At 71.5% G+C, this 23,467-nt stretch carries 21 protein-coding genes; 12 read left to right on the top strand and 9 right to left on the bottom strand.

Going from position 1 to position 23,467, the window contains the following annotated elements:
• Positions 1-5: 5 nt before the first annotated feature.
• Entirely contained in the window at positions 6-1,172 is a 1,167-nt protein-coding gene (locus K5L01_RS08410; RefSeq protein ID WP_250063819.1) for an efflux RND transporter periplasmic adaptor subunit, read from the top strand.
• Entirely contained in the window at positions 1,169-4,258 is a 3,090-nt protein-coding gene (locus tag K5L01_RS08405; RefSeq protein WP_250063817.1) for an efflux RND transporter permease subunit, read from the top strand. The genes K5L01_RS08410 and K5L01_RS08405 overlap by 4 nt, the downstream gene beginning before the upstream one ends.
• A gap of 42 nt (positions 4,259-4,300) precedes the next feature.
• Here the strand turns inward: K5L01_RS08405 and K5L01_RS08400 are convergent, their stop codons facing one another.
• From K5L01_RS08400 to K5L01_RS08380, 5 genes are all read right to left on the bottom strand, one after another.
• Positions 4,301-5,833, bottom strand: coding sequence for an OmpA family protein (locus tag K5L01_RS08400; RefSeq protein ID WP_250063815.1), 1,533 nt, complete (start codon positions 5,831-5,833; stop codon positions 4,301-4,303).
• Positions 5,834-5,927: 94 nt separating this feature from the next.
• Positions 5,928-6,866 carry a 2-dehydropantoate 2-reductase gene (gene panE / locus K5L01_RS08395; RefSeq protein ID WP_250063813.1) on the bottom strand — a complete coding sequence of 313 codons (939 nt, stop codon included), beginning with the start codon at positions 6,864-6,866 and terminating at the stop codon, positions 5,928-5,930.
• Between the two features lie 149 nt (positions 6,867-7,015).
• The gene (locus K5L01_RS08390; RefSeq protein WP_250063811.1) at positions 7,016-7,423 is read right to left on the bottom strand and encodes a VOC family protein; all 408 of its coding nucleotides are present in this window, start codon (positions 7,421-7,423) and stop codon (positions 7,016-7,018) included.
• 52 nt (positions 7,424-7,475) lie between these two features.
• Positions 7,476-8,270 (bottom strand): ABC transporter permease, encoded by a 795-nt coding sequence (locus K5L01_RS08385; protein ID WP_250063809.1) that lies wholly within the window; start codon positions 8,268-8,270, stop codon positions 7,476-7,478.
• Entirely contained in the window at positions 8,267-9,217 is a 951-nt protein-coding gene (locus tag K5L01_RS08380; protein WP_425603873.1) for an ABC transporter ATP-binding protein, read from the bottom strand. Before K5L01_RS08380 ends, K5L01_RS08385 begins: the two co-directional genes overlap by 4 nt.
• Before the next feature lie 140 nt (positions 9,218-9,357).
• Here K5L01_RS08380 and K5L01_RS08375 point away from each other — a divergent pair, with 140 nt between their 5' ends.
• The gene (locus K5L01_RS08375; protein ID WP_250064150.1) at positions 9,358-10,083 is read left to right on the top strand and encodes an FAD-binding oxidoreductase; all 726 of its coding nucleotides are present in this window, start codon (positions 9,358-9,360) and stop codon (positions 10,081-10,083) included.
• A gap of 51 nt (positions 10,084-10,134) precedes the next feature.
• On the opposite strand, the gene K5L01_RS08370 is transcribed toward K5L01_RS08375, so the two are convergent.
• Together K5L01_RS08370 and K5L01_RS08365 are read right to left on the bottom strand one after the other, a co-directional pair.
• Positions 10,135-11,148, bottom strand: coding sequence for an energy transducer TonB (locus tag K5L01_RS08370; protein ID WP_250063805.1), 1,014 nt, complete (start codon positions 11,146-11,148; stop codon positions 10,135-10,137).
• A gap of 191 nt (positions 11,149-11,339) precedes the next feature.
• Positions 11,340-11,924 carry a TIGR00645 family protein gene (locus K5L01_RS08365; RefSeq protein WP_250063803.1) on the bottom strand — a complete coding sequence of 195 codons (585 nt, stop codon included), beginning with the start codon at positions 11,922-11,924 and terminating at the stop codon, positions 11,340-11,342.
• A 108-nt stretch (positions 11,925-12,032) separates the two neighbouring features.
• On the opposite strand from K5L01_RS08365, the gene K5L01_RS08360 reads away from it, so the two are divergent.
• The 4 genes from K5L01_RS08360 (at position 12,033) to K5L01_RS08345 (ending at position 18,066) form a co-directional block, all read left to right on the top strand.
• Positions 12,033-12,722 (top strand): glutathione binding-like protein, encoded by a 690-nt coding sequence (locus K5L01_RS08360; protein WP_250063801.1) that lies wholly within the window; start codon positions 12,033-12,035, stop codon positions 12,720-12,722.
• 145 nt (positions 12,723-12,867) lie between these two features.
• The gene (locus tag K5L01_RS08355) at positions 12,868-15,093 is read left to right on the top strand and encodes a S9 family peptidase (RefSeq protein WP_250063799.1); all 2,226 of its coding nucleotides are present in this window, start codon (positions 12,868-12,870) and stop codon (positions 15,091-15,093) included.
• Positions 15,094-15,798: 705 nt separating this feature from the next.
• Positions 15,799-17,601, top strand: a complete 1,803-nt coding sequence (locus K5L01_RS08350; protein ID WP_250063797.1) for a DUF885 domain-containing protein — start codon at positions 15,799-15,801, stop codon at positions 17,599-17,601.
• A gap of 270 nt (positions 17,602-17,871) precedes the next feature.
• Positions 17,872-18,066: a hypothetical protein gene (locus tag K5L01_RS08345; protein ID WP_250063795.1), complete on the top strand. Its 195-nt coding sequence runs from the start codon at positions 17,872-17,874 to the stop codon at positions 18,064-18,066.
• Positions 18,067-18,286: 220 nt separating this feature from the next.
• Here the strand turns inward: K5L01_RS08345 and K5L01_RS08340 are convergent, their stop codons facing one another.
• Positions 18,287-18,709: a hypothetical protein gene (locus tag K5L01_RS08340; RefSeq protein WP_250063793.1), complete on the bottom strand. Its 423-nt coding sequence runs from the start codon at positions 18,707-18,709 to the stop codon at positions 18,287-18,289.
• Between the two features lie 146 nt (positions 18,710-18,855).
• Between K5L01_RS08340 and K5L01_RS08335 the strand changes: the two genes are divergently transcribed.
• The 4 genes from K5L01_RS08335 (at position 18,856) to K5L01_RS08320 (ending at position 21,420) form a co-directional block, all read left to right on the top strand.
• Positions 18,856-19,104 (top strand): hypothetical protein, encoded by a 249-nt coding sequence (locus K5L01_RS08335; protein WP_250063791.1) that lies wholly within the window; start codon positions 18,856-18,858, stop codon positions 19,102-19,104.
• Between the two features lie 98 nt (positions 19,105-19,202).
• Positions 19,203-20,117: a bestrophin family protein gene (locus tag K5L01_RS08330; RefSeq protein WP_250063788.1), complete on the top strand. Its 915-nt coding sequence runs from the start codon at positions 19,203-19,205 to the stop codon at positions 20,115-20,117.
• A 24-nt stretch (positions 20,118-20,141) separates the two neighbouring features.
• Positions 20,142-21,131 (top strand): porphobilinogen synthase, encoded by a 990-nt coding sequence (gene hemB / locus K5L01_RS08325; protein ID WP_250063786.1) that lies wholly within the window; start codon positions 20,142-20,144, stop codon positions 21,129-21,131.
• 1 nt (position 21,132) lies between these two features.
• Entirely contained in the window at positions 21,133-21,420 is a 288-nt protein-coding gene (locus K5L01_RS08320) for an SHOCT domain-containing protein (protein ID WP_250063784.1), read from the top strand.
• A 263-nt stretch (positions 21,421-21,683) separates the two neighbouring features.
• Here K5L01_RS08320 and K5L01_RS08315 read toward each other — a convergent pair whose 3' ends face one another.
• Positions 21,684-22,565 (bottom strand): TolB family protein, encoded by an 882-nt coding sequence (locus tag K5L01_RS08315; protein WP_250063782.1) that lies wholly within the window; start codon positions 22,563-22,565, stop codon positions 21,684-21,686.
• A gap of 52 nt (positions 22,566-22,617) precedes the next feature.
• Between K5L01_RS08315 and aroE the strand changes: the two genes are divergently transcribed.
• Complete coding sequence (gene aroE, locus K5L01_RS08310) at positions 22,618-23,466, top strand: shikimate dehydrogenase (RefSeq protein WP_250063780.1); 849 nt, start codon at positions 22,618-22,620, stop codon at positions 23,464-23,466.
• Position 23,467: the final 1 nt, after the last annotated feature.

The following is a 23,467-nucleotide window of genomic DNA, read 5'->3' as shown; positions in this document are numbered from 1 at the left end:
TGCCGATGAGTCGCATGGTTCTGACTGGCCCGGCGCGTGGCGTCCGGCTTTCCCCGCTGTTGCTGGCCGCGCTGCTCGCGGCCTGCGGCCACGGCCCGTCCGACGCGCCGGTGGACGCGCCGCAGGTGGACCGGGACAGCATCCGTTTCGCCCCCGACAGCCCGCAGCTGCAGGTGCTGCGCAGCGTCGCCGCCGAGGCCGCCGGCACCCGCCAGGTGCCGCTGCCGGCACGGCTGACGTGGGACGACACCCGCACCGCCTACCTGCGTGCGCCGCTGGCCGGGCAGGTGGCGCAGCTGGTGGCCGCCCCCGGGCAGCCGGTACGCGCCGGGCAGACCCTGGCCTGGATCAGTTCGCCGGAGTTCGGCCAGCTGCAGGCCGAGGGTGCGCGCGGCGAGGCCGAGCTGCGCCAGGCGCGGCAGGAGCTGGCGCGGGTCCGTGAGCTGCACGAGGCCGGCATCGCCTCCGGGCGCGAGCTGGACGAGGCCGAGGCCGGCTTCGCCGCCAGCCGCGCCGAACAGGCGCGTACGCACTCGCTGGCGCAGGCGTTGGGCAACGGCGGCCGCGTCGACCAGCGCCTGCCGCTGCGCACGCCGCTGGACGGGATCCTGGTGGAGCGCAACATCAGCCCCGGCATGAGCGTGTCGGCGGAGAGCGAACAGCCGCTGGCGGTGGTCAGCGACCCGGACCACTTGTGGCTGCTGCTGGACGTGCCCGAGCACCTGGCCGGACAGGTGCGCGCCGGCCAGGAGGTGCGCATCGAGGACGCCGGCGGCCAGCCGCGGCAGGTGCCGCTGCAGCATGTGGCCGACTACGTGGACCGCGAGACCCGGGTGGTGCAGGCGCGGGCGGTGCTGGACAACAGCGGCCGCCGCTTCAAGGCCGGGCAGTACCTGCGCGCGACCCTGGCCCTGCCGCTGCCGCAGGGCGTGGCGGTGCCGGTATCCGCGGTGCTGCTGATCGACAACCGCGCGCTGGTGTTCGTCGACGAGGGCGAGGGCCGCTACCGGCGCCAGCCGGTGCGCAGCGAGGACATCGGCGATGGCCGTGCCTGGGTGCATGACGGCCTGCGCGCCGGGCAGCGGGTGGTGGTCGACGGCGGCCTGCTGCTGCAGCAGCTGCTGGACCAGCCCCGGTCCGGAAACGACGGCAGCACGCAGGCCGCGCCATGATCGATCGCCTGGTTGCCTGGTGCCTGCGCCAGCCGGTGATGGTGATGCTGGCGCTGCTGCTGTTCGTCGGCAGCTCGCTGATCGCCTTCCGCGAGCTGCCGGTGGAGGCGTTCCCCGACGTGTCGGATACCCAGGTCACGGTGGTCTCGCTGTACCCGGGACGCGCGGCCGAGGAGGTGGAGCGCGAGGTCACCATGCCGCTGGAGGTGGCGCTGGCCGGCATTCCGCATTCGGTGCGGGTGTTCTCGCATACCCAGTTCGGGCTGTCGATGGTGATCCTGACCTTCGACGACGGCGCCGACGACTATTTCGCCCGCGCGCAGGTGCTCGAGCGGCTGCAGGACGTGGACCTGCCCGACGGCGTGCAGCCGGGCATCGAGCCGATGAGCTCGGCGGTCGGCGAGATCTACCGCTACGTGCTGCGCGGCGACCATCTGGATTCCACCGAGCTGCGCACCCTGCAGGAATGGGTCATGGCGCGGCAGCTGCGTACGGTGCCCGGGGTCGCCGACGTGGTCGGCTTCGGCGGCTGGCTGCGCACCTTCCAGGTGCAGCCGGACCTGAACCGGCTGCGCGACCGCGGGGTGAGCCTGGAGGCGTTCGCACAGGCGCTGGAGGAGGGCAGCTCCAACGCCGGCGGCGGCTACGTCGAGAAGGGCCAGCAGCAGTACCTGATCCGTGGCGTCGGCCTGCTGCGCTCGCCGGAGGACATCGGCCGCATCGTGGTGGCCGAGCGCGCCGGCGCGCCGGTGCTGGTGCGCGACCTGGCCACGGTGGCCGACACCGGCCTGCCGCGGCAGGGCCTGGTCGGCCACGACGGCAACGACGATGCCGTGTTCGGCATGGTGCTGATGCGCAAGGGCGAGAACCCGTCCAAGGTGCTGGACGCGCTGCATGCGCGCATCGCCGAGATCTCCCGCGACCAGCTGCCGGCCGGGGTCAGCATCGAGCCGTTCTACGACCGCTCGTGGCTGGTATCGACCACCCTGCGCACGGTGTTCGGCAACCTGGTGGAAGGCGCGGTGCTGGTGTTCCTGGTGCTGTGGCTGTTCCTGTACAACCCGCGCGCGGCGCTGATCGTGGCCGCGATGATGCCGTTGGCGCTGCTGTCGACCTTCCTCGGCCTGACCTTGTGGGGAGTGCCGGCCAACCTGCTGTCGCTGGGGGCGATGGACTTCGGCATCATCATCGACGGCGCGGTGATCGTCACCGAGCACATCGTGGCGCGGCTGGCGCTGCTGCCGCCGGGCAGCGACCGCCGGCGCACGTTCGATACGGTGCTCTCGGCGACCCGCGAGGTGGGCCGGCCGACGTTCTTCTCGATGCTGATCATCATCGCCGCGCACATCCCGATCTTCACCCTGCAGCGCCACGAGGGCCGCATGTTCGCGCCGATGGCCTATTCGGTCACCTCGGCGCTGGTCGGGGCGCTGATCCTGGCGCTGACCCTGGTGCCGCTGCTGTGCTACTGGTGGCTGGGGCGCGGCCGCCCGCCGCGCGCGGACAACCCGCTGATGCGGCGCCTGAGCGGCGGCTACCGGCCGGTGCTGGAACGTGCCTTGGCGCGGCCCAGGGCGGTGGCGCTGAGCGCGCTGGCGATCCTCGCGGTGACCCTGGCGCTGGGCACGCGGCTGGGCAGCGAGTTCCTGCCGGAACTGGACGAAGGCTCGATCTGGCTGACCGCCACGCTCGACCCCAGCACCAGCCTGAGCGAGGCCCAGGCCCAGTCGCGGCGCATCCGCGACCTGGTCGGGCAGATGCCGGAAGTGTCCACGGTGGTCGCGCAGCTGGGGCGCCCGGAAGACGGCTCGGACGCCAAGGGCGCCAACCAGATCGAGGCGCTGGTGGCGCTGAAGCCGGAAAAGGAATGGACCAGCGGCCTGGACAAGGCGCAGCTGGTGGCGCGGATGCAGCGGACCCTGGAACAGCGCATTCCCGGGCCGGAGTTCTCGATCTCGCAGCCGGTGCGCGACAACATCCTGGAGAGCATCTCCCAGATCAAGGGCCAGATCGTCATCAAGATCAGCGGCGAGGACCTCGACCAGCTCAACACCCAGGCCCAGCTGGTGCTGGCGCAGGTGCGCGACGTGGAGGGCGTGGAGAGCGCCTTCATCGACCGCGACGGCAGCCTGCCGCAGCTGCGCATCGACATCGACCGCGAGCGCGCGGCGCGCTACGGCTTGAGCGTCAAGGCCATCGACACGGTGATCGAGACCGCCCTGGGCGGACGCGAGGTCGGCGAGCTGTGGCAGGGCGAGCGGCGCTTCCCGGTGACCCTGCGGCTGGCCGATGGCGACCGCGAACTGCAGCGGCTCGCGCAGGTGCCGGTGGACATCGGCGAGGGCCGCACCGTCACCCTCGGCGACGTGGCCGACTTCGGCATGGCCAGTGGCGCGATCAACATCTCCCGCGACAACGGCCAGCGGGTGAAGGCGATCAGCGTGTTCATCGCCGGCCGCGACATGGGCAGCGTGGTCGCCGACATGCGCCAGCGCGTGGACGCCACGCTGCAGCTGCCGCAGGGCTACGGGGTCAGCTGGTCGGGCGAGTTCGAGAACCAGCAGCGGGCGATGCAGCGCCTCGGCTGGGTGGTGCCGCTGTCGGTGCTGATCATCTTCGTGCTGCTGTTCGATGCCTTCAAGGACGTCACCAGTGCCGCGCTGATCCTGGCCAACGTGCCGTTCGCGATGATCGGCGGCATCCTCGCGCTGCTGCTGACCGGCATCCCGCTGTCGGTGTCGGCGGCGATCGGCTTCATCGCCCTGTTCGGGCAGGCGGTGCTGAACGGCGTGGTGATGCTCAGCCGCTTCGGCCAGCTGCGCGAGCAGGGGCTGTCGCTGTACGAATCGGTGGTCCAGGGCTCGCTGCAGCGCCTGCGCACGGTGTTGATGACCGCGCTGCTGGCGATGTTCGGCCTGCTGCCGATGGCGACCTCGCACGCCATCGGCGCGGAGACCCAGAAGCCGCTGGCGGTGGTGGTGATCGGCGGGTTGATCTCGGCGATGCTGCTGACCCTGGTGGTGCTGCCGGCGCTGTACTACTGGGTGCACGCCCGCCGCGAGCGGCGCCAGGCCGCGGCCGCCTGACGGGCAGGCGGCCTCCACCGGAGGCGGCCTGCCCGGGCGCGCTCAGCGCTTGACCAGCTCCACCCGCCGGTTGCGGGCACGGCCCGGTTCGTCGGCGTTGTCGGCCACCGGCCGGTCGGCACCGAAGCCGGCGGCCTGCAGGCGCCCGGCGTCGATGCCCTTGCCGGCCAGCGCGGCGACCACCGCACGCGCGCGCGCTTCGGAGAGCGCGCGGTTGTGCGCGGCATCGCCGGTGCCGTCGGTATGCCCTTCGACGGCAAGCTGCAGCGCCGGATCGCCCTGCAGCAGGTCGAGCACCTGCGCCAGCTGCGGTTCGGAGGCGGGCAGGATCTCGGCGCGATCGGTGGCGAAGTTGACCTGGATGGCCACGCGCCCGTCGCTGTCGAGCGCCTGCTTCAGGTCCGCGGCCGGCAGCAGCGCGGCGGTCTGCACGAAGCCGCTGCGTTCGGCCACCACCCAGCCGGCGCTGAGGTACTGCAGGCGCGCGTGCACCCAGACCTCGCGGCCGTCGGGCAGCGCGGCGCGGTAGACCAGGAGGTCGTGGTCATGCCAGTTGTAGCCGGCGGCATCGCCGTAGGCCGCCTGCAGGGTCTGCGGCAGGGCCTCGGCTTGGTCGCGGGGGATGCGCCCCTCGAACACCTTGTGGCCGCCGGCCGCGGCCATCATCGCCTCCAGGTTGCGGCGCACCTCGTGCATCGAGTGCTCGCGCTCGCCCTTGTCGAAGTCGATGGCCCAGGTGCGGCCCTCGACCTGTTCGAAACGCTCGCCGGTCCAGAACGGGAAGCGGTCGAAGTCGCGCTGCCGGGGCGCGTTGCGCTCGCGGTAGCCGGCCGGCAGCGACAGGTGCGGGAACTCGGCCGACCACGACGCGCTGGCCTGGAACGGTTGCTGCTCCAGCACCACCAGCCCGGCGCCGTTGCCATCCATCGCCAGCTGCAGCCAGACCGTGCGCTGCGCCTGGCGCACCACGTACACCGCGGTCGGCGCGTCGCGGTCCAGGTTCACCGCATCGATGAAGCCACCGCCGATCTCGCCCTCCAGCTGCGGGCCGTAGTAGATGTCGCGGTGCAGCGGACCTTCGAACACCTTCCGCCCGCCGGCGGCGTCCACCAGGCTCTCCAGGTTGCGCTGCAGTTCCAGCGCGGAGAAATCCTTGCCGCCCTCGGTGGCGATGCGCGCCGACCAGGTCGGTCCCTCCGCCCAGTGCACGCCCTCGCCGAGGCGGAACGGGAAGCGCGCCCAGGCACGGAGCTGCGGCGGGTTCAGCGGGACATAGCCCTGCGGCAGGCCGAAGAACGGCAGCGCGCCGAGCGGGGCATGGCTGAGCGGCAGGCGCTCCAGGTCGAAGGGCAGCAACGCCACGGGGTGGCCGTCGCGGTCGTCGATGGCGTCCACCGGACGGTGTGGCGGCTGCGGCCCGGCGTCGGCCAGAGGGTCGCCACCGGCCGCCGCGTCGGCCGGGTCCGCCGGCGCTGCAGCGGCCTGCCCGCCTTCCGGGGGAGCGGGCGGCGCACCGCAGGCCACCAGCAGCAGGGCTGCCAGTCCGTGTCCGAGGACGTTCCAGTGGCTGCGCACGTGGGGATCTCCTGAAGCCGGTTCGGGGACGCGAGCATAGCGGAGCGATGTGTCCCGGGTGCTGCAGCGGGAACGCGCCGCCCGCTCCGGGTGCCTAGGCGGGGCGCTGCGCTTCGTAGGCCTGCAGGTGGCAGCTGGCGGCCTGCAGCAGCGGTGCCTGCTGCCCGGCGGCCTGGGCACGCTCGAGCATGTCGCCGATGATGTGCGCCGCCTCCACGCGCTGCCCGGCTTCCAGGTCGCGCAGCATCGAGGCCTTGATCGGCGAGCCGGCCTGGGTCAGCGATGCCAGCGCGATGTCCCGGGCCTTGTCCGGTATCGCCTGCCCGGCCGCCGCGGCGACCGCCAGGCCTTCGTGGTACAGCGCCTGCATGAAGGCGCGCCCATGCGTGGTGGCGGCGATCCGGCCGACGTCGGCACGCATCAGGCAGGTGCCGGCGGCCAGCGCGGTCAGGTAGGTGTACTTGATCCACTGTTCGCGGGCGATGCCGGGCGAGGCGACATGGTCGATGCCTGCCGCCGTGCAGGCGGCGGCGAGCGCGGCGACCCGCGCGCTGCCGGTGCCGCCGTCGCGCTCGCCGAAGGTGAGGCGCGCCGGCGTGTCCAGATGCACGATGGCGCCGTCGTCGGCCTTGGTGGCGCTGATGAAGCACAGCCCGCCAAGCACCGCGTCACGGCCGAAGCGCGCATCCAGTGCGGCGTAGTGGCGCAGGCCGTTGAGGATCGGCAGCAGCGTGGTGCCGGCGGTGACCGCCGGTGCGATCGCGGCGATCGAGCCGTCCAGGTCGTAGGCCTTGCAGCTCAGGACCACCAGGTCGAACGGCCGGGCCGCGGCCAGCGCCGGCAGGGCGTCGGCGCCGACGTGCGCGACCGGGAAGGCGGCGTCGCCGAGCGGGCTGCGGATCACCAGGCCGTCGCGTTCCAGCTGCGCGGCGCGTGCCGGCCGTACCAGGAACGTCACGTCGATGCCGGCCTGGGCCAGGCGGCCGCCGAAGTAGCCGCCGGTACCGCCGGCGCCGAGGATCAGGATGCGCATGCTGCAGACTCCCGTGGGGATGAGGCGCGAAGGACCGCCCCATTATCGGCCCGTATGCGGGTGCCGGGGCGGCGGCCGGCAACCGCCGCGCCTGGTGGCGTCCATCCGCGCCGCCGCGGGCGGGTGGCCGTCGGCGCCGGTTGCCGGCGTCAGGTCCCGGCGTCGGCGGGCAGCCGGTGCAGGGCGCAGAGCTTGTTGCCGTCCGGGTCGCGGACATAGGCCATGTACAGGTCCCCGGCAGGCGACCCGCGCGGCCCGGGAGGGTCCTCGATGGCGGTCCCGCCGTTGGCGAGCGCCAGCGCGTGGAACTGCCGCACCTGCTCCGGGGACCCGCAGCTGAAGCCGATGGTCGCGCCGTTCGCGACCGTCGCCGGTGCGCCGTCCTTGGGCTGGGTGACGGCGAACAGACAGTCACGGTTGCGGTAGAAGAGCGCGGTCTGGCCGTCCGGCTTCTGCATCCGGAAGGGCGCCCCTGCGCCCAGCAGCCCGAGGACGCTGTCGTAGAACCGCCGGGACCTTTCCAGGTCGTTGCTGCCGACCATGACGTGGCTGAACATCGAATCCTCCAGTGCTGTTCCAAGAAGACGGCGCGGGTCGCCGGACCTGCCCTCAGCTGCGCAGCCCCACGCCGCGCCGCAGCAGCCACAGCGACAGTGCGGTGAGCGCGACGACGAAGCCGAGCATCAGCGCATAGGACACCCAGGGCGTCACGTCGCTGCTGCCGAGCAGGCCGTAGCGGAAGGCGTTGACCATGTAGAAGATCGGGTTGGCCTTGGTCATCGCCTGGGCCCAGGGCGGCAGCAGGGTGACCGAGTAGAACACGCCGCCCAGGTAGGTCAGCGGGGTCAGGATGAAGGTCGGCACGATGGCGACGTCGTCGAACTTCTTGGCGTAGACCGCGTTGATGAAGCCGGCCAGGGAGAAGATCGTCGAGCCCAGCAGGACCGTGCTCAGCGTCACCAGCGGGTGCGGAATGTGCAGGCGGGTGAAGAGCAGCGCGATCAGCAGCACGATGGCGCCGACCATCAGCCCGCGCAGCACCGCGCCGGCGACGTAGCCGCCCAGGATCACCCAGTTCGGCATCGGGCTGACCAGCAGTTCCTCGATGTGGCGCCCGAACTTGGCGCCGAAGAACGAGGAGCTGATGTTGCCGTAGCTGTTCTGGATCACGCTCATCATCACCAGGCCGGGGACGATGAACTGCATGTAGCTGTAGCCGCCCATGTCGCCGACCCGGGAGCCGATCAGGCCGCCGAAGATCAGGAAGTACAGGGTCATGGTGATCGCCGGCGGCACCAGGGTCTGGCCCCAGATGCGCAGGATGCGGGTGATCTCGCGGCGGACGACGGTGCCCAGCGCCACCCAGTTGCGGGCGCGGTCGGAAGTGGCGGCGGAGGGATTCATGCGGCGGGCGTCTCCAGGTTGCCGGTGAGGCGCACGAACAGCTCCTCCAGGCGGTTGCTCTTGGTGCGCATCGAGCGCACGCGGATGCCGGCGGTGCCGAGCGTGTCGAACACGCGGTTCAGGTCCATCGCCCGCGGCATGTCCAGGTCCAGGGTGTGCGCATCGACCGCCACCAGCCGCGCGCCGTCGATCGCCGGCAGCGCCGCCGGCAGCTCGCCTTCGACGTCGAGCATGAAGCCCTCCACGTCGAGCTTGGCCAGCAGCCCGCGCATCGGTCCCTGCTCGACGATCCGGCCATGGTTGATGATGGCCAGGTTGCGGCACAGCTGCTCGGCTTCTTCCAGGTAATGGGTGGTGAGGATGATGGTGGTGCCGGCGGCGTTGATCTCCTGCAGCGTCTTCCACATGTCGCGGCGGATCTCGATGTCCACGCCGGCGGTGGGTTCGTCCAGGATCAGCAGGCGCGGCCGGGTCATCATCGCGCGGGCGATCATCAGCCGCCGCTTCATGCCGCCGGACAGCGTGCGGCTCATCATCTGCGCCTTGTCCCACAGGTGCGCGCGCCTGAGCTCCTGCTCGGCGCGGACCTCGGCCTCGGCACGCGGGAGGCCGTAGAACCCGGCGTAGTTGACCAGGATGTCGAACGGCTTCTCGAACAGGTTGAAATTGATCTCCTGCGGCACCAGCCCGAGCAGGCGCATGGTGGCGCTGCGCTCGGACACCAGGTCGGTGCCGAACACCTGCACCTCGCCCTGGCTGAGGTTCACCAGCGAGGAGACGATGCCGATCAGCGTGGACTTGCCGGCGCCGTTGGGGCCGAGCAGCGCGAAGAAGTCGCCGGGGGCGACCTCCAGCGAAACGCCCTTGAGCGCCTGCACGCCGTTGTCGTAGGTCTTGCGGAGATCGTGCACGCGCAATGCGGGCGCGCCGGAAGCGGTTGGGGATATCAAGCTCGTGCCTTCGCGCCGCCGTGGCGGTGCCGGGTAAGTGCGAGGGGCTATTATAGAAGCCCCGCGGGCTCCACCCGGCTACACACTGTTTCCCATCCGTGCCTGTCCAATTCCCCCTCAAGCTGGCCGGCCGCCGCATGCTGGCGCCGGCTGTCGGTCATTACCACTTCGTCCGCGATGACGGCCAGCCGCTGGATTTCAAGCCCGGGCAGTTCATCCAGGTGCACTTCGCCTATGCCGACGGGACCGCGGCCAAGCGCAGCTATTCGCTGGCGACGGTCCACGACCCCGCGCTCGGCGCCGGCGACGCGGCCGAGATCGCGGTCGGCTTCGTGCCCGGGGGTGCCGCCACCGCGCTGTTCGAGGGGCTGGAAATCGGCCAGCACATCACCGCCAGCGGCCCGTTCGGGCGTTTCTGCCTGCAGCCCGGCGACCGCAACGGCCGTTACCTGCTGATCGCCACCGGCACCGGGGTGACCCCGTACCGCGCGATGCTGCCGCTGCTGGGCGAGGCGATCGCTCGGCGCGGGGTGGAGGTGGTGCTGCTGCAGGGCGCGCGCACTCCCGACGAGCTGCTCTACGGCGACGATTTCCGCGCCTTCGCCGCCGCCCATCCCGGTTTCCGCTACATGCCCTGCCTGTCGCGGGCGCTGCCGGAGCAGCCGGACGCGGACGTGCGCCACGGCTACGTGCAGCAGCAGCTGGCCGAGCTGGCGCCGGATCCCTCGCGCGACATCGCCTACCTGTGCGGCAATCCGGCCATGGTCGACGCCTGCTTCGAGGCGCTGCGGGCCGCGGGCCTCGGGGCGCCGCAGGTGCGCCGCGAGAAGTACCTGAGCACGCCGCCGCTGCCGGCGGCCTGAGGGCGCCGTTTCCGCGTGCCGGCCCGCGCGCTGCGCAGGCCGGCGGCGGCCTTACTGGTTCGGCTGGAACGCCAGGGTGCGGCGGGTGGTGGTCGGGCTGGCGATGGGCTCGAAGCGCCAGCGCTTCACCGCATTGAGCGCCTCGCGGTCGAATACCCGCGGCGGCGTGGCGCGCAGCACGCGCGCGTCGGTGACCGAGCCGTCGGTACCCACGGTGATCTCCACCAGCACCTCGCCGGACGTGCCCGAGCGCAGGGCATCGGCCGGATAGCGCGGTGCCGGGGTGCTGACCGCACGCAGGGTCGGCGCGGCCGGCGGCGGTGGCGGGGCCGCCGGCTTGGCCGCGGCCGCGACCTGCTGCGCGGCGGCACGGGCATCGGCTTCGCGCTTGGCGGCCGCCTGGCGCTCGGCCTCCAGACGCTCGCTTTCCTTGCGCGCCGCCTCCTGGCGCGCCGCCAGCTGCTGTGCGGCCACCGCCTCGGCGGCCAGCTGCTGGGCCAGGCGCTGCTGTTCGACCTGCTGGCGGGCGCGGTTCTCGTTGTCCTGGCGGGCGCGGTCGGCCTCGTCGCGGGTACGCCGCGAGACCAGCTGCATGCCGCTGTCCACACCCTGCTTCAGGCGCGGCAGCGCCGGCGCGGCCGGGTCGACCTTCTCGATCAGCGCGATCAGGCGCTGAGCTTCGGGAAAGTCCTCGCGGGCCAGGCTCTGCTCGGCGGCGATCAGGGTGTAGGGCTGCAGGTCGGTCAGTGCGCTCTTGATGCTGGCGTCGTCGGGGAGCTTGTCGCGCAGCGCCAGGTAGTACTCCATGGCGTTGTCGCCGGCCGGCGCGTACATGCGGTTCTCGCGCAGCGCGGTGCTGGCCGAATCGCGCAGCTGGTCGGTGCCCATCGACTGCACCTTGGCCGAGACCGCCGGTTCCGCCGGCGCGGCGGCCGGTGCCGGCGCCGGGGCGTCTTCGGCGGTGGCGGGGGTGGAGCCGTCCTTGTCCGAGCAGGCGGCCAGGGCGACGGCCAGCAGGGCGGGGACCAGCAGGTGGACCTTGCGGTGGATCGTGACGTACGACATCAATCTTCCCCTTGAATCGACGAACGCGAATGGTGGCCCGCCCGGGGGTGCATCACGGCACGGCGTTTCCCGACACCGGCCGGATCCCGGACGAAGGGGGGAATCTAACACCGCTTCCCCGGCGGCACGAGGCCGGGGCCGGCCGGCAGGCCCCGCCGGCCGCCGCGGTACGGCGCCCGGCCGCCCGGGACTCAGTGCCCGTTCTGCCTGGGATGGCCGTTGGCCATCAGCTTGTCGGTCCAGGCGATGCCCACCGCCGAAAGGATGAATACGCAGTGGATGATGGTCTGCCACATCACCCCGGTGGAGGTGAACTTGGTGCAGGCCACGCCGGTCGCCACCAGCTCCGGCGCGCACAGCGGCAGGCCCAGCTGGCCGGCCTCGATGAAGGTCTTGAGCAGGTGGATCGAGGAGATGCCGATGATCGCCATCGCCAGCTTCACCTTGAGCACCGAGGCATTGACGTGGCTGAGCCATTCCGGCTGGTCCGGGTGGCCCTGCAGGCCCAGGCGCGAGACGAAGGTCTCATAGCCGCCGACGATCACCATCACCAGCAGGTTGGAGATCATCACCACGTCGATCAGCCCGAGCACGATCAGCATGATCTGCTGCTCGCCCAGCGCGTCCGCGTCGTGGATCAGATGCCACAGTTCCTTGCCGAACAGGAAGACATAGACGCACTGCGCGACGATCAGGCCGAGGTAGAGCGGCAGCTGCAGCCAGCGCGAGGCGAAGATCAGGGCGGGAAGCGGGCTCAGCGGTTTGTGTGCGGACATGGCAGGGATGCTGCGTTGCGGAAACGCGGAAGGTTAGCGGTCGCCCCCGGGGGCTGCCAAGCGCTACCGTAGACGGCCTGCGGACGCTCGCCACGAGGAGGCGCATTCATGATCGACCTGTACTACTGGCCGACCCCCAACGGCCACAAGATCACCCTGTTCCTGGAGGAAACGGGGCTGGACTACCGGCTGCTGCCGGTCGACATCGGCAAGGGCGACCAGTTCCAGCCGGCGTTCCTGGCGGTTTCGCCGAACAACAAGATGCCGGCGATCGTCGACCATGCCCCGGCCGACGGCGGCGCGCCGCTGAGCGTGTTCGAGTCCGGCGCGATCCTGCTGTACCTGGCCGAGAAGACCGGCCGCTTCCTGCCGGCCGACCCGCGGGGCCGCGCCGCCACGCTGGAATGGCTGTTCTGGCAGATGGGCGGGCTGGGGCCGATGAGCGGGCAGATGGGCCACTTCAACGTCTACGCGCCCGAGCGCATTCCCTATGCCATCGAACGCTACGACAGCGAGGTGCGGCGGCTGCACCGGGTGATGGACAAGCGCCTGGCCGGGTCGGCCTACCTGGCCGGCGACGACTACGGCATCGCCGACATGGCCAGCTACCCGTGGATCGGCGCCTACAGCAAGCTGCCGGCCGACTTCGACGCCTTCCCGCACCTGCACCGTTGGCACCAGGCCATCGCCGCGCGTCCCGCCACCCGGCGCGCCTATGCGCTGGGGCCGACCATCAACCCGGAGGCCGGCAAGCCGCTGAGCGAGGAAGAGCGCAGGCACCTGTTCGGCCCGCGCTGACCGCCACCGCGCCGGGCCGCGCTGCCGGCACGGTCGTCCCCGCCGATGGCCGCCGCCCGGCGGGGGCATGGCCGCCGCGCGGGGCGCGCCTGCGGCCACGCTCGGCTAGGATGGCGCGATCCGTTCTGTCGACGACAGGAATCCCATGCGCCCCTTGTTCCTTGCCTTTGCCATGATGCTCGCCACGCCCGCCGTCCACGCCGAAAAGCTCACCCTGGAAGCCATCACCGGCAGCGCGCCCCTGTCCGGACCGACCCTGATGAAGCCCAAGGTGGCCCCGGACGGCTCGCGGGTGACCTTCCTGCGCGGCAAGGACAGCGACCGCAACCAGCTGGACCTCTGGGAGTACGACATCGCCAGCGGCCAGACCCGCCTGCTGGTCGACTCCAAGGTCGTGCTGCCCGGCACCGAGACCCTGAGCGACGAGGAGAAGGCGCGCCGCGAGCGCCAGCGCATCGCCGCGATGTCCGGCATCGTCGACTACCAGTGGTCGCCGGACGCGAAGACCCTGCTGTTCCCGCTCGGCGGCGAGCTGTACCTGTACGACCTGGGCAGGCAGGGCCGCGACGCGGTGCGCCAGCTCACCCGTGGCGAGGGCTTCGCCACCGATCCGAAGATCTCGCCCAAGGGCGGCTTTGTCAGCTTCGTGCGCGCGCGCGACCTGTGGGTGATCGACCTCGCCGATGGCCGGGCGCTGCAGCTGACCCGCGACGGCAGCACGACCATCGGCAACGGCGTGGCCGAGTTCGTCGCCGACGAGGAAATGGACCGCCACACCGGCTACTGGTGGGCGCCGGACGATTCGGCCATCGCCTTCGCCCGCATCGACGAATCGCCGGTGCCGGTGCAGAAGCGCTACGAGATGTACGCCGACCGGGTGGAGATGATCGAGCAGCGCTACCCGGCCGCCGGCGACCGCAACGTGCGGGTCGGGCTCGGCGTGGTCGCGCCGCGTGCCGGCGCCGCGCCGGCCTGGGTCGACCTCGGCAGCGAGCCGGACATCTACCTGGCCCGCGTCGATTGGCGCGATCCGCAGCGGCTCACCTTCCAGCGCCAGAGCCGCGACCAGAAGACCCTGGAGCTGGTGGAGACCACCCTGGCCGACGGCCGCCAGCGGACCCTGGCGACCGAGACCAGCCGCACCTGGGTGCCGCTGCACAACAGCCTGCGCTTCCTCGCGGACGGCCGGTTCCTGTGGTCGTCCGAACGCAGCGGCTTCGAGCACCTGTACCTGGCCAGCGAGGACGGCGCCACGCTCACCGCGCTGACGTCCGGCGACTGGCCGGTGGATGCGCTGCTGGCGGTGGACGAGGCTGCCGGCCAGGTCTACTTCCGTGCCGGCATCGAGTCCCCGCTGCGCAGCGAGATCTACGCCGTGCCGCTGGCCGGCGGTACGCCGGTCAAGCGCTCGCAGGCTCCGGGCATGCACAGCGCCACGTTCGCCGACAACGCCAGCGTCTACGTGGACAGCTGGTCCAACAGCACCACGCCGCCGCAGATCGAGCTGTACCGGGCCAGCGGAGAGAAGATCGCCACGCTGTTGGACAACACCCTGACCGATCCCGGGCATCCCTACGCGAGGTACCTGGATGCGCAGCGCCCCATCGAGTACGGCACGCTGACCGCCGCCGACGGCAAGACCCCGCTGCACTACAGCCTGATCAAGCCGGCCGGCTTCGATCCGGCCAAGACCTACCCGGTCGCCGTCTACGTCTACGGCGGGCCGGCGACGCAGACGGTCACCGACAGCTGGCCCGGCCGCGGCGACCACCTGTTCAACCAGTACCTCGCACAGCAGGGCTACGTGGTGTTCTCGCTGGACAACCGCGGCACCCCGCGCCGCGGCCGCGACTTCGGCGGCGCGCTGTACGGCGTGCAGGGCACGGTGGAAGTGGCCGACCAGCTCGAAGGGATCACGTGGTTGAAGCGGCAGCCGTGGGTGGACGGCGCGCGCATCGGCGTGCAGGGCTGGTCCAACGGCGGCTACATGACCCTGATGCTGCTGGCCAAGGCCTCGGACCAGTACGCCTGCGGCGTGGCCGGCGCGCCGGTCACCGACTGGGGCCTGTACGACACGCACTACACCGAGCGCTACATGAACCTGCCGGCGGCCAACCCCGATGGCTACCGCGAGGCGCGCATCCTCAGCCACATCGACGGGCTGACCTCGCCGCTGCTGCTGATCCACGGCATGGCCGACGACAACGTGCTGTTCTCCAACTCGACCAGCCTGATGAGCGCGCTGCAGAAGCGCGGCCAGCCGTTCGAACTGATGACCTACCCGGGCGCCAAGCATGGCCTGTCCGGTGCCGACGCACTGCACCGCTACCGCATCGCCGAGGGCTTCCTCGCACGCTGCCTCGCACCCTGAACGGCAGCGGGGGCGCGGCCGCACGGCTTCCAGCGCCTCCGCCGGATGCGGCGCCCGCGCCCGGCGCGCCGTCGCGCACCCGGTGACGCCAGCTGACGTGGACGCTGCCGCCGGCCGCCGGGCCGCGGCTCGGCACCGGAGACGGGTCAACGGCATGGGACCGCGGCGGATGGCCGTATCGCCGGCGTCCCGCGCGCCCTGCCGCGAGGCCGCCGCCCGCGCCGCGCAACGCCCGCAGGTGCGGCAGTGCCGGAGGCGCCGATCGCGGCCGGGCAGTGCGTCATCGGTGGCGCCAGCGGGTTTGGCGCGGTGGGCAGCGCCTGGAAGGTGATCCGTGTCTCCGGGCCGCACGGTGCGGCAGGACCCCGTGGGGCGTATCGCCACCTGCAGGGGGCTTCGAGGAACGGTGGGTGCAGCGGCCGGTCGGGAGGCGCTGCCGGACCTGCGCCTCCCCGGCGGGACGTCCTGCACCGGCCTGCCGCGCGGCGGGTGAGCGGTTGCTCCGCCGTCCGGCGCGCGCGGGGTCCTGTTCCAGCCGGGTACGCGCCGTCCCGCACGGCGCCGGCCCGTGGCGGCAGCCGGTCGCCTTGTCCGGTCGGGGAAGTGCAGGCGGGCCGGCATCCAAGGCTCGTCGTCCAGCCGGGTGCGCTTGCCGCTCCTGCGTCGACTGGGTAGTTTCACCGGCATCCTTTCCGGAGTCGTCCCATGAAGCCGTTGGTTCTCGCTGTCGCCCTGGCCCTTGCCGTCCCCCCGACCGTCATCGGCACCGCCGCTGCCGCCCCGGCACCCGCCTCCCCGGCCGCGCCGGCGGCCCCCGCCTGGGTGGTCCACAGCAACGAGCTGGCGCAGATCCTGCTGCAGGCGCAGGCGCCGTTCCAGCCGGAGATGGCCAGCTTCTTCGGCGTCCCCGGCTATGACGACAAGACGGTCGACCTCGGCCAGGACAACGCCCGCCGCTACCGTGCCGCGCTGGAGCAGGCGCGGACCCGGCTGCGCGCGAAGCTGCAGGTCGAGCGCGACCCCAACGTGCGCCAGGACCTGGAGATCATGATCGCCGCGGCCGAGCGCGGCATCGAGGGCAGCACGCTCAACGAACAGCACCTGATGCCGTGGGTGGACGTGCCGCAGATCGTCTTCAGCGGCCTCAACGGACTGTTGTCCGACCAGGTGCCGGCCGAGCGCCGCGCCAGGGCGCTGGACCGCCTGAAGGCCTACGTCGGCCAGGCACCGGGCACGCAGCCGCTGGCCACCCTGGCGCGCCAGCGCTATGCCGAGAAGAGCGGTACCCCGGACCTGCTGCAGCCTACGAAGATCGAGGTCGAGCAGGCCATCGCCAACGTCGACACCTACATCGACGGCATCGGCACGCTGTTCGCCAAGTACGGCATCGAAGGCGCCGACGCGGCACTGGCCGCCCTGTCCACGCAGATGAAGGACTACATCGCCTGGACGCGGGAGGACGTGCTGGCGCAGGCCCGCACCGACACCCGCCTGCCGGCCGGGCTGTACGCCTTCCAGCTCAAGGACGTGGGCGTGGACATCGACCCGGCGCTGCTGGTGCAGCGCGCCCAGCTCGAATACATGGAGACCCGTGCGGCGATGCGCCAGCTGGCGCCGCTGGTGGCCAGGGACAAGCGCCTGGAGGTCGCCGACCCGAACGACTACGTGGCGGTGATCCGCGCGCTGAAGCAGGACACCATCGGCAACGACCGGCTCGAATCGCATTACCGCGGGGTGATCGACGCGATCGACCCGATCATCCGCGAGCAGGGCATCGTCGACGTGCCGCAGCGTCCGCTGCAGATGCGCCTGGGCAGCGCCGCCGAAAGCGCCGCGTCGCCGGCCCCGCATTACCTGCCGGCGCCGCTGGTCGGCAATACCGGCCAGCAGGGCACCTTCGTGCTGCCGCTGGGCAACCCCGCCTCCGGTGAGAAGGCGCAGTACGACGACTTCAACTTCGGTTCGGCGGCGTGGACCCTGAGCGCGCACGAAGGACGCCCCGGCCATGACCTGCAGTTCGCGGCGATGGTGGAGCGCGGCATCTCGCTGGCGCGCACGCTGTTCGCGTTCAACTCGGTCAACGTCGAGGGCTGGGCGTTGTATGCCGAAGCGGAGATGGTGCCGTTCGAGCCGCTGGACGGGCAGATGATCGCCCTGCAGTTCCGCCTGCTGCGCGCGGCCCGGGCCATGCTCGACCCGATGCTCAACCTCGGCCAGACCGACCGCGAGCAGGCGCGTCGGGTGCTGGTCGATGGCGTGGGCCTGTCCGAGGCCATGGCGGCCCAGGAGTTGGACCGCTACACGGTGCGCTCGCCGGGCCAGGCGTGCAGCTATTTCTATGGCTACACCCGGATCCTGGAGCTGCGCATGCAGACCGAACTGGCCCTCGGCGGCGCGTTCGACCGCCTGGCCTTCAACAACTTCCTGCTCGACCAGGGGCTGCTGCCGCCGGACCAGCTGGCCACCGCGGTCAACGAGGTCTTCATTCCCGCGCAGCGCAGGAAGTGATGCGCCGGCCGGACCGCCACGCATCGGCGGGCGGAGGCGCGTGCGACGTTCCGGCGCCGCGATCCGCGCGGCAATGCAGGCAGGGCCGGGGGCGTTGCATCACCGTGTAGAGGGGGCCGGGTGGCGGTACATCGGTACCGCTGATCTCTTGCGATCTTTGTAGGAAAAGTCTGATATTCGCCAGAATGGGATGAAGACATCTTTCGTGGGGCGAAACAGGGCAACTAGTCTGACGACGCCTGAATGTTCAGGCCCAAAGAGTCGGTAGCCATGAAAAAGGTTTCGAAATTCTTTGTCATCAGTGTCCTGGCCCTGTCCGTCCTCGGCAGCGCGGCCTATGCCGCAGAGACGTTCTGCACGCGCTCCTGCCGCCTGGCGTATGAACAATGCAAGTCAATGGGCGGCAATGTCGATGATTGTGGCGATGCCTACATCGACTGCCTGTACAAATGCCAGGTACCCTGAAGATCCATTCCGGAAAGGAAGCCTCCACAGATCGTGGAGGCTTTTTTTTTTTCTAGCCGCGCTCCGGCCCGAGCGGCGATCGACGTTCAGCGTGGGGGAGTGGACGGGGCTGGGGGGCGGTCAAGGGCCCCGGCACACGCTTGCCATCACACATCGGTCCGGCTACTTCCCACGGGTTCGTTGACGGAGACTGCCCGCCATACCGGGAAGGCCTTCCTGCCTAGCGGCCGGCACCCGGCGGCACCCAGATCGCCACGCCGGCGGCGCGCTTCTGCTGGGTGGGGATGCCGACGCTCAGGCCGCCGGCGCTGTGGCGGCCGTAGCTGCCGGCACCGACCGACATGCCCACCGGCGAGCCGCCGGCACCCACGCCCATCAGGATCACGCCATTGGCGCCGAGCGCGGCGGCCTCGCGCTTGAGCCGGGCGACGGCCGCGTTGGTCTGGCCCTGGGTACCGAAGCCGACCGCACTGGAGGCTTCCAGCTGGGCGATCTCCAGCGATCCTTCCGGCGGGGTGGTGTAGATCTGCACGCTGGCCGGATCGATCGGTGCGCGTGCCTGCCCCAGCATGACCTTGGACGTGCTGGCGCAGCCGCCGGTGGCGAGGACGGCGGACAGCGCGATCGCGAGCGGAAATCTCATGGCTTCACTCCCCCGGGATGGTGGTTCATGGATCATCCTTGCCCAAGTCTGAATCGGCCGCCAACGCCGCCCGCCGCGGCGGCCCACGGGTGGCCGAACGCGTACCATCCGGAATCGGCGGGTTGTTTCCATAAGGAGGAAAACACATGGGTCTGATCAGCCTGGTCTGGGGCATCCTGGCACTGCTGTGGATGGTCGTGGCCTTCATCCCGCTGCTGGGCTGGGGCAACTGGTTCGTGATCCCGTTCGCGGCGTGCGGTGCGTTGATCGCGGCCATCGGCCTGCTGTTCACCCATCCGGCCAACCGCGGCCGCGCCAAGGCCGGTCTGCTGCTCAACGTGGGGGTGATCGTGGTCGGCGTGGTCCGCCTCAGTCTTGGCGGCGGCCTGTTCTGAGAGGCCGCGCCGCCGGGCGGGGCCCGGGCGTAGAATGACGGGCCCTGCCGGGCGCATGTCCCGGCGCCACGGGCCCGCCGCCGGCATCCCACCGAACGATGATCATCCGACCCCGCCCCCGCGGCTGGCAGTTGCTGTACATCCTGCGTGGTTCGATCGTGCCGGCCATCGCCCCGCGGGTGCTGGCGATCGGCCTGCTGGCGGTGGCCGTGGCGCTGTTCGCCAAGCTGCATGCGCCGTTCGCCGCCGATGGCCTGGCGGTGGCCCCGTTCACCCTGCTCGGGCTGGTGCTGTCGATCTTCCTGAGCTTCCGCAACAACGCCTGCCACGAGCGGTGGTGGGAAGGGCGCAAGCAGTGGGGCCAGCTGCTGATCGAGGCGCGCAGCCTGGCGCGCCAGGCCGGTGCGCTGCTGCCGGAGGACCCGCGGCTGCGCCGCCGTGTCTCGTGGCTGCTGATCGGTTTCGCGCATGCGCTGGCGGCACGGCTGCGCGGCCGCGACGAGGCGGCCGCCGCCGCGCCCTGGCTGGCGCCGGACCAGGCGCATGTGCTGCAGCGGCGCAACGTTCCCGATGCGCTGCTGGCACAGGCCGCCGATGAGCTGGCCGGCCCCTTGCGTGCGGGGGCGCTGGACCCTTACCTGTATGGCTGTTTCGACGCGAGGCTGCACGCCCTGTCCTCGGTGCAGGCCGCCTGCGAACGCATCGCCGGCACCCCGCTGCCGTTCGCCTATACCCTGTTGCTGCACCGCTGCGCGTGGCTGTTCTGCGTGCTGCTGCCGTTCGGACTGGCCGGTGCGCTGGGCTGGGCCACGCCGGTGGTGTCGATGGTGCTGGCCTATGCGTTCTTCGGCCTCGACCAACTGGGCGAGGAACTGGAGGAGCCGTTCGGGCTGGAGTCCAACGACCTGCCGCTGGACGCGCTGGTGCGCACGCTGGAGATCGACGTGCGCGACGCCCTGGGCGACCACCCGCTGCCCGCACCGCTGCAACCGCAGGACTACCTGCTGCACTAGTTTCCCCCGCTTCGGAGTACCGCCATGTTCCACCCCCGTTACCGCCCGCGCCGCATGCGCCACGACGCCTTCTCGCGGCGGCTGATGCGCGAGCACACCCTCACCGCCGACGACCTGATCTGGCCGGTGTTCGTGCATGCGCTTCCCGGCCGTGCCCCGGTGCCGTCGATGCCCGGCGTGGAGCGCCTGTCGATCGACGAGCTGCTGCGCGAGGCCGAGCAGGCGCTGGAGCTGGGCGTGCCGGTGATCGACCTGTTCCCGGTGGTCGATCCGTCCGGGAAATCGCTGGATGCGGCCGAGGCCTGGAACCCGGACGGGCTGGCGCAGCGCGCGGTGCGCGCGCTCAAGCAGCGCTTCCCGGAGCTGGGGGTGATGACCGACGTGGCGCTGGACCCGTTCACCGTGCACGGTCAGGACGGGATCATCGACGAGCGCGGTTACGTGCTCAACGACGTCACCGTCGACGCGCTGGTGAAGCAGTCGCTGTCGCATGCCGATGCCGGAGTGGACATCGTCTCGCCCTCGGACATGATGGACGGCCGCATCGGCGCGATCCGCCAGGCGCTGGACGAGGCCGGCCACATCAACACCCGCATCATGGCCTACTCGGCCAAGTACGCGTCGGCGTTCTACGGCCCGTTCCGCGATGCGCTGGGCAGCGCCGGCAATCTCGGCAAGGCCGACAAGCACACCTACCAGATGGATCCGGCCAACAGCGACGAGGCCCTGCGCGAGATCGCGCTGGACCTGGACGAGGGCGCGGACATGGTGATGGTCAAGCCGGGCATGCCGTACCTGGACGTGGTGTACCGCGTGAAGCAGGAGTTCGGCGTGCCGACCTTCGCCTACCACGTCAGTGGCGAGTACGCGATGCTCAAGGCCGCGGCCGCCAACGGCTGGCTGGACGAGCGCCGCTGCGTGATGGAGACCATGATCGGCTTCAAGCGCGCCGGCGCCGATGGCGTGCTGACCTATTACGCGCCGCAGATCGCGCGCTGGCTGAGGGAGGGCTGAGATGGACGCACCGGGCATGCAGTCGTACCACTGGGTGGTATGGGTCATCGGCGTCACGGTGTTCGCGGGGGTGATCGGGTGGCTGATCGTCGCCGCGGTCCGCGCCGGACGGCGCCCGCCGGAACTGCCCTCCGCGGCACGCCAGGTACAGCGGCAGGCACCGCAGGCGCCGGAGGTCGAGGCGCAGCTGCGGGAACTGGCCGGTCAGCACCAGGCCGGCAGGATCAGCGATGCCGACTACGAACGCCGCCGCGCCACGGTACTCGCGCAGCCCCCCGGGCAACCCTAGGGAACGCCGTCCCGGAAGCCCGCCGGGCCCGGCCCGGCGCTACCGGCACGCAGTCGCCCCGCCCTGTAGAGCGGGGCCCTGCCCCGCTAGGGCCTTCCCGATAAATCCCCGCCGGGCCCGGCCCGGCGCTACCAGCACGCAGTCGCCCCGCCCTGTAGAGCGGGGCCATGCCCCGCCAGGGCCGTGCCGGTGAAGCCCGCCGGCATGTTCCCGGCGCCGCCGGCAGCATGGTCCGCTGGACGTGGGGGGCCCTGGGGTGGCCTCTATCGGCAGTCGCCCCCGCCGTCGCTGGCCGGTGCGCGCATCCGGTACAGGTCGCGGCCGCCGGCGCGCGGTGCGCGGGCGTGGCCGCTCACCAGCAGCTCGCCCGGGGTGCTGGCATCGGCGAGCGCGGCACGGGTATCGCCATCGGCGGTGTTGAACGACAGCGGCAGCGGTTCGGGCGCGCTCCATTGGCCATGACGGCAGTGCGAGAGCTGCAACTGCGCGCCGCCGGTACCGGTGCCGCGCGCGAACACCATGGCGCGGCCGCCGTGCAGCCAGCTGCCGTCCAGCTCGTCGCCCGGGCTGTTGAGGCCGGCCAGCGGCTGCGGCGGGGCGAACCCTTCGCCCTGGCGGCGCGCGCTCCACAGGTCCCAGCCGCCGCTGCCGCCTGGCCGGTTGCTGGCCAGCAGCAGGGTGCCGTCGTCCTCGCGCAGGGCCGGAGAACGTTCGTCGTCGGCGCCGTTGACGGTTTCGCCCAGGTTCTGCGGGGCGCCGAATCCGCCGTCCGCGAGCAGCGCCACGCGGTAGAGGTCGAAACCGCCGTGGCCACCGGCGCGGTCGGAGGCGAAATAGAGCCAGCGGCCATCGGCGCTCAGGAACGGGTCCAGGTCGTCGGCCGCGGTATTGAAGGGCAGCGGCCGTGCGTCGCGCCAGCGCGTGGCATCCCAGCTGGCCTGCCACAGGTCCCAGCCGCCGGCGCCGCCCTCGCGGTTGCTGGCCCAGACCAGCCGGCGGCCGTCGGCCGAACGCGTGGCGCGCAGTTCGTCGGCGCGGGTAGAGACCACGCCGATGCCTTCGATGCCGAATTCGGCCAGTGCCGTTGCAGCGGGCGTACAGAGTAGACTCGCCGACAGCGCGAGCAGCAGTGATCGGGTCCGCATGGAGGTTCCGCAAGCCGGGGTCGCGCCAGTCTAGGTCATGCAGAGGAACGCCATGAGTGCCGCCCGCTATGCCGTTTTCGGCCAGCCCATCGCCCATTCGCAGTCGCCACGGATCCACGCCGCCTTCGGCGAGGCCGAGGGGATCGCGGTCGACTATCGCGCCATCGAAGCGACACCGGCGGCGTTCGCCGCCGCGCTGGAGGCGTTCGCCGCCGACGGCGGGGTGGGCGCCAACGTGACCCTGCCGCACAAGGAGGCGGCGTTCGCGCTGTGCGCCACGCGCACCTCGCGCGCGCAGCGTGCCGGTGCGGTCAATACCCTGCTGCGCAAGGGGCAGGCCTGGCATGGCGACAATACCGATGGCGCCGGCCTGGTGCGCGACCTGACCGCGCGTCACGGCCTGGACCTGCGCGGCCGCCGGGTGCTGCTGCTCGGCGCCGGCGGTGCGGCGCGCGGGGTGGCGCCGGCGCTGCTGGATGCCGGCATCCTGGAGCTGGTCGTCGCCAACCGCACTCCCGAGCGCGCCGACGCGCTGGTGGACGCGATGGGCGAGCCGGGACGTGCGCTCTCGGCCTATTGGGACGCGCTGCGCGAGCAGGGCGATTTCGAGCTGATCATCAACGCCACGGCGGCGGGGCGCGGCGACGGGGCCGGCTTCAGCCTGCCGCTGTCGCTGGTCAACAGCCTGACCACCGCGGTGGACCTGAACTACGGCGAGGCGGCGATCCCCTTCCTGGCCTGGGCGCGTGCCGCGGCCTGCCGCAACAGCTTCGACGGCCTGGGCATGCTGGTGGAGCAGGCGGCCGAGAGCTTCCAGCAGTGGCATGGCGTGCGCCCGCGGACCGATGACGTGTACGCCGCGCTGCGCGCGCGCGACGCGCTGCTGGTCACCGCGGACTGAG

It is taken from the genome of Stenotrophomonas mori, assembly GCF_023556335.1.
GTDB lineage: Bacteria > Pseudomonadota > Gammaproteobacteria > Xanthomonadales > Xanthomonadaceae > Stenotrophomonas > Stenotrophomonas mori.
This window is presented reverse-complemented; position numbering and strand designations above follow the sequence as displayed.